Consider the following 5,667-nt stretch of genomic DNA (forward strand, 5'->3'; position numbering starts at 1 on the left):
GCAGGAGGAACAGGAGGGTGCATGCTTGGTGATAACGGCAATTCCGGGAGTACCGGCGGCTGATCTGTCTGGAGCGGATTTGCTCAAAGCGTGGCCGTCAATGGGGCAGCAACTTGGCGCTGTTCACAGCCTATCGGTTGATCAATGTCCGTTTGAGCGCAGGCTGTCGCGAATGTTCGGACGCGCCGTTGATGTGGTGTCCCGCAATGCCGTCAATCCCGACTTCTTACCGGACGAGGACAAGAGTACGCCGCAGCTCGATCTTTTGGCTCGTGTCGAACGAGAGCTACCGGTGCGGCTCGACCAAGAGCGCACCGATATGGTTGTTTGCCATGGTGATCCCTGCATGCCGAACTTCATGGTGGACCCTAAAACTCTTCAATGCACGGGTCTGATCGACCTTGGGCGGCTCGGAACAGCAGATCGCTATGCCGATTTGGCACTCATGATTGCTAACGCCGAAGAGAACTGGGCAGCGCCAGATGAAGCAGAGCGCGCCTTCGCTGTCCTATTCAATGTATTGGGGATCGAAGCCCCCGACCGCGAACGCCTTGCCTTCTATCTGCGATTGGACCCTCTGACTTGGGGTTGATGTTCATGCCGCCTGTTTTTCCTGCTCATTGGCACGTTTCGCAACCTGTTCTCATTGCGGACACCTTTTCCAGCCTCGTTTGGAAAGTTTCATTGCCAGACGGGACTCCTGCAATCGTCAAGGGATTGAAACCTATAGAAGACATTGCTGATGAACTGCGCGGGGCCGACTATCTGGTATGGCGCAATGGGAGGGGAGCAGTCCGGTTGCTCGGTCGTGAGAACAATCTGATGTTGCTCGAATATGCCGGGGAGCGAATGCTCTCTCACATCGTTGCCGAGCACGGCGACTACCAGGCGACCGAAATTGCAGCGGAACTGATGGCGAAGCTGTATGCCGCATCTGAGGAACCCCTGCCTTCTGCCCTTCTCCCGATCCGGGATCGCTTTGCAGCTTTGTTTCAGCGGGCGCGCGATGATCAAAACGCAGGTTGTCAAACTGACTACGTCCACGCGGCGATTATAGCCGATCAAATGATGAGCAATGCCTCGGAACTGCGTGGGCTACATGGCGATCTGCATCATGAAAACATCATGTTCTCCAGTCGCGGCTGGCTGGTGATAGATCCCGTCGGTCTGGTCGGTGAAGTGGGCTTTGGCGCCGCCAATATGTTCTACGATCCGGCTGACAGAGACGACCTTTGTCTCGATCCTAGACGCATTGCACAGATGGCGGACGCATTCTCTCGTGCGCTGGACGTCGATACGTGAAGCCCGTAAAGAGCGTGGCGAGCTGCGCGGTAGCGCCCGCTTTGAGAGTGAAAAAGGCGGTCGAGAATTTGCGCCGGGTGATCGTATTGTTTTCTTGAAAAACGACAACTCTAGACGAATTAAGAATAAGATTATTTGAAAAGTAGATAACTTGAAAAATCAGGGGATAGGGCATACAATGGAAAAAGGTCGGGGATAGCTACCAACTACCCCCTTCCCGATTGTCTTAGGACAATCTATTCAAGATGTAAGTAATTAGGTCGAGAATGGTAAGAACTCGAAAACCTAATACCGCAACTACTACGGTGAGCAGTAGTATCATTACGAAGTATTGTAATGCGTTCACATAGATCACCCCCTTAGTGCTATAAGCCTAAGGCAATCGGGCAACGTGCTAAGGACACGTTACACCGTTTGCCGATAGCACAAGGAAGATTTTATCACATAACCGCCTAACAGGGCGGTTTTGTTTTATTCAGGACTGAAAAAGCCGTTGAAACTTGCTTTCAATGGCTTTTTTAGTCTAACAACCGCAGGGCGTTAGCAGAAAGGTGCACGAATTTTCATAAAATTACACGGTAAGAAAGTGTATGGATTTTCACAAAGGTGTACAGATTTTAATAAAATACACCTTAAAGCCTTTAATACCAATGCTTTAGAAAGAAAAAGGGATCGAACTTTTGACATTCGATCCCTTTTTCTGTAATCTGTTTCGTGCGTTCTTTGCTAAGATACAGACCCTAGACAAGTCATATCTTAGCAAAGGGTAGCTAGTAATGCAAGAGATTGCGAAGCGTCCCTACTACCAAAAAACCATTCAACGACGTAAACAGACAAACGCAAACCTTAAATTAGACGGTCTTCAGCTCGGACTTCGGAAGAATAAACAGGCGTAGAAGTGATAACGTTCTTAATACGAAAATTAAGCTCTGTCTCCGTTTCGTGCTACGGTTAGAAAGGCGAAAGCCCCAAGAAATACAAGCACACCTGATAAGCGAGATTTAAGGATAACAGCGAAATTCAATAGGGTCTGAATTTCCAAACTAGGTTAAATGCCACGACGTTTTATTGTTGCCCCATTCAAGCAACATTTGAGAACCGAATAGAAATCTTTTAGTAAAAAGCGTTCTTTTTTGGGTCAGCGGTTAATGTGGACGGTTTAACGGTTTTTCCCCTGCGGGTCGTATTGGAAAGCCATTGAAAAGCTGATGGATAACTCTGCGAGTTACCCACGAGCTTTCCAACAGCTTTCCAACACTAAAAACCTACCGCCCACAATAACCACTTCCCTAATAATAAAATTTTTTTATTTTTATTTTGGTTCAAAGGCTCACGATGTTCGCCTAATAAAACGAAGTCGCCTATCGGCTCCGCTGATTTTTATATATCACTCTCGGGGCTTTTGGTGTACTATTGTCTTTTGTAATAGCAAGGACACAAAAAGGGTACTCTTCGAGTTTCCTTTTTGACCTTGCAAAAGGGCTTTGCCCCCTTGACCCCCGACCGCTTTCAGCGGTCAAAATAGAAGAACGGACACCATTATGAAACGTGAGAAAGAGATAAAAATCAGGCTCACCGAAAACGAGTATCAAGCCTTGTTAGAGAGAAAAACGAAAGCAAGGCTTGCGGAGTGGGTTCGGGAAGTTGCCCTGGAACAGCAACCTAAGCGACAGCCGAAAGTAATCGACCCTGCGTTACTGTTCGAGCTGAACCGCATAGGCGTAAACCTGAACCAAATCGCCCGACAATGCAACAGTCAAAAGCCGAGCATTGACCTTGTTAGCGTGTTGGCGACCTTGCGAGAAATTGAAAAAAATCTCAAAAAATTGCGAGAATTGAGCCTATGATCGTTAAATTTTTTAAGAAACACGGTAAGGGAAAAGCTAGTAGTTGCAAGGCTTGCGTGGACTATTTACTAAATAAGCCTGACGACACCGCCCAAATCCTGCAGGGCGATCCCCGACTATCACAAAGTATTGCTGATAGTCTTGATTTTAATAACACTTACACCGCAGGTTGCTTGTCTTTTGAAGAAAGCGACCTACCCGAAATACAAAAGCGTGAGATTATGGCACGCTTTGAAAAGGCAATGTTTGCAGGGCTTGAGCCTGAACAATATAACATTGCGTGGGTACAACACACCGACAAAGGAAGGCTTGAGCTGAATTTCGTTATCCCAAACGTAGAGATGACAAGCGGAAAACGCCTACAACCTTACTACGACAGGGCAGACCGCCCACTTGCTGAAAACTTCAAGCAGGTAATCAACCACGAATACAGCCTAAGCGACCCAAACAACCCTATAAAGCAAAAAAACCTGATTGACCGCAAAGACCTACCAACCGACAAAAAACAGGCTTTACAGGCGATTACGGACGGTTTAACAGCTTTAGCGAACGCAGGGCAGATAAACGACCGACAGGACGTTATAAATGCCCTAGAACGTGCAGGTTTTGAAATTGCACGCATTACGCCAAAAAACCTATCAATCAAGACTGACGGACAGAATTTAAGATTAAAAGGGGCTTTCTATGAGCAAGATTTTAGATTTAGCACAGACCTTTCAGCAGACATCACAGAAAGAGCTAGAGAGTACAAGCGAGATAGTGCAGAACGCTATCAAACGGCACGAGCAAAACTTGATACAGCAGTTACAGCACGCAGGGAACAATTTAGCCGAAAATATCCAAATCGAGCAGGCGAAATTGATAAAAAATACCGTGAGAATGTATCGCTTGCCGACCCTAATCGCCTTGACGATATTAACCTTGATAGCCATAACCACTCCATAACCACTCCATATCCGGATCTTTAATAAGTTGTTTAAAAATTTTGGTGAATTTATCCAATTTTGTCCATCTTCTAAAAGTTTTAAAAACAGTATTATACTTTCCAAAGCATTCTGGTAAATATCGCCATGGGCAGCCTGTTTTCAGGCGATATAAGATTCCTGTGAAAATATTTCTTAAATTTGGTTTGTCATAGATATTCAAATCTAGGATAATAGGCTTTAGTTTCAACCAAAGCTTGTCATTTACTACTCTCTATTTTTTTATTTCAAATGTTCAACAGACCCTATTATAGAAGCCCCCATGAATAAATCGCTCATCATTTTCGGCATCGTCAACATAACCTCGGACAGTTTCTCCGATGGAGGCCGGTATCTGGCGCCAGACGCAGCCATTGCGCAGGCGCGTAAGCTGATGGCCGAGGGGGCAGATGTGATCGACCTCGGTCCGGCATCCAGCAATCCCGACGCCGCGCCTGTTTCGTCCGACACAGAAATCGCGCGTATCGCGCCGGTGCTGGACGCGCTCAAGGCAGATGGCATTCCCGTCTCGCTCGACAGTTATCAACCCGCGACGCAAGCCTATGCCTTGTCGCGTGGTGTGGCCTATCTCAATGATATTCGCGGTTTTCCAGACGCTGCGTTCTATCCGCAATTGGCGAAATCATCTGCCAAACTCGTCGTTATGCATTCGGTGCAAGACGGGCAGGCAGATCGGCGCGAGGCACCCGCTGGCGACATCATGGATCACATTGCGGCGTTCTTTGACGCGCGCATCGCGGCGCTGACGGGTGCCGGTATCAAACGCAACCGCCTTGTCCTTGATCCCGGCATGGGGTTTTTTCTGGGGGCTGCTCCCGAAACCTCGCTCTCGGTGCTGGCGCGGTTCGATGAATTGCGGCTGCGCTTCGATTTGCCGGTGCTTCTGTCTGTTTCGCGCAAATCCTTTCTGCGCGCGCTCACAGGCCGTGGTCCGGGGGATGTCGGGGCCGCGACACTCGCTGCAGAGCTTGCCGCCGCCGCAGGTGGAGCTGACTTCATCCGCACACACGAGCCGCGCCCCTTGCGCGACGGGCTGGCGGTATTGGCGGCGCTGAAAGAAACCGCAAGAATTCGTTAACTGCACATTCGGGATATTTCTCTATATTCGCGGTTCAGCAGGCATGTCCCCTTTGAGGGCGACCCGACGACAGGATAATCGACCTTATGGTGCGCAAATATTTCGGCACAGATGGTATTCGTGGCAAAGCCACCTCCGCGCTTCATCAGAAAACTGAAGGAACCTCCATTGAATCGAACTAATATTTTTTTTGGTGAATCGCATTCTGACTGGTTGCCTGTCAGAGGCGGAGAATCCGGTGATTTTGTTTTTCGACGTGGTGACGGGCATGCCTTCGCGAAAATCGCACCTGCTTCCCGCCGCGGTGAGCTCGCTGGAGAGCGTGACCGCCTCATTTGGCTCAAAGGTCGAGGTGTGGCTTGCCCCGAGGTGATCAACTGGCAGGAGGAACAGGAGGGTGCATGCTTGGTGATAACGGCAATTCCGGGAGTACCGGCGGCTGATCTGTCTGGAGCGG

Annotated in this window: 5 protein-coding genes and 2 pseudogenes; 6 read left to right on the plus strand and 1 reads right to left on the minus strand. The window is 48.8% G+C overall.

Annotation, left to right across the window (positions count from 1 at the left end; translation table 11 throughout):
* The 4 genes and pseudogenes from E7T07_RS10850 to E7T07_RS11150 form a co-directional block, all read left to right on the plus strand.
* Positions 1–592 (plus strand): APH(3'') family aminoglycoside O-phosphotransferase (locus E7T07_RS10850; protein WP_057069551.1); only part of this gene is annotated, 592 nt, incomplete at its 5' end.
* Positions 592–1,296: pseudogene (locus E7T07_RS10855) on the plus strand (APH(6)-I family aminoglycoside O-phosphotransferase); the annotation flags it as partial. The gene E7T07_RS10850 and the pseudogene E7T07_RS10855, both read left to right, overlap by 1 nt.
* Before the next feature lie 1,547 nt (positions 1,297–2,843).
* Positions 2,844–3,149 (plus strand): MobC family plasmid mobilization relaxosome protein, encoded by a 306-nt coding sequence (locus tag E7T07_RS10865; protein ID WP_005618548.1) that lies wholly within the window; start codon positions 2,844–2,846, stop codon positions 3,147–3,149.
* Entirely contained in the window at positions 3,146–4,117 is a 972-nt protein-coding gene (locus E7T07_RS11150; protein ID WP_249527474.1) for a relaxase/mobilization nuclease domain-containing protein, read from the plus strand. Before E7T07_RS10865 ends, E7T07_RS11150 begins: the two co-directional genes overlap by 4 nt.
* On the opposite strand, the pseudogene E7T07_RS11295 reads toward E7T07_RS11150, so the two are convergent.
* A pseudogene (locus tag E7T07_RS11295) lies at positions 4,065–4,325 on the minus strand (transposase); the annotation flags it as partial. The gene E7T07_RS11150 and the pseudogene E7T07_RS11295 overlap by 53 nt on opposite strands.
* 69 nt (positions 4,326–4,394) lie before the next feature.
* Here E7T07_RS11295 and sul2 point away from each other — a divergent pair.
* A complete protein-coding gene (gene sul2 / locus E7T07_RS10875) occupies positions 4,395–5,210 on the plus strand; it encodes a sulfonamide-resistant dihydropteroate synthase Sul2 (RefSeq protein ID WP_001043260.1) in 816 nt (271 codons plus the stop codon).
* 168 nt (positions 5,211–5,378) lie between these two features.
* On the plus strand, positions 5,379–5,667 hold a 289-nt coding region (locus E7T07_RS10880; protein ID WP_167874961.1), incomplete at its 3' end, for a phosphotransferase.

The organism is Actinobacillus porcinus (assembly GCF_901764995.1).
GTDB lineage: Bacteria > Pseudomonadota > Gammaproteobacteria > Enterobacterales > Pasteurellaceae > Exercitatus > Exercitatus porcinus.